Origin of the sequence: Komagataeibacter intermedius TF2, assembly GCF_000964425.1 — a bacterium.
Taxonomy (GTDB): domain Bacteria; phylum Pseudomonadota; class Alphaproteobacteria; order Acetobacterales; family Acetobacteraceae; genus Komagataeibacter; species Komagataeibacter intermedius.
The window spans coordinates 1-411 of the sequence record NZ_BANF01000107.1 but is presented as its reverse complement, the minus strand read 5'-3'; the positions used below and the strand labels follow the sequence as shown (position 1 = coordinate 411).

Genomic DNA, 411 nt, shown 5'->3' with positions numbered 1-411 from the left:
GATGGTCATTCATACTTCCTTTCGGTGAAGTATGGACCAGATCAGTTATACACAGAAGATCGGACACTCTCGATCTCGGCGGCCATGGAACGGATCGACCAGTGGGTCGCGTCTTTGGACGTTGTGTTCGGCGTGCGCTCGATGACCTGCGTAACCTGCGCATCCGACACCGTGCGGGGCCGGCCGGCACGGTATTCGTCGGTCAGGCCTTCGATGCCATCTTCGACAAACCGCCGCCGCCATTTGCCGACGGTGTGCTCATGCACCCCCAGGCGTGCAGAAACTTCCTTGCTTTGCAAGCCTTCAGCGCAGAGCAGAACCATCCGGCAGCGATCCGACAACGACCGCGGCGCCTTGTGACGCCGGACCTGCCCTTCAGGAAACGTCCGCGCCTGCGGACTCAGCACCACC

1 pseudogene is annotated in these 411 nt (G+C 61.1%); it reads right to left on the bottom strand.

Annotated elements, in window-relative coordinates:
* Positions 1-74: 74 nt before the first annotated feature.
* Positions 75-410: pseudogene (locus B7449_RS13130) on the bottom strand (helix-turn-helix domain-containing protein); the annotation flags it as partial.
* Between the last annotated feature and the right edge of the window lies 1 nt (position 411).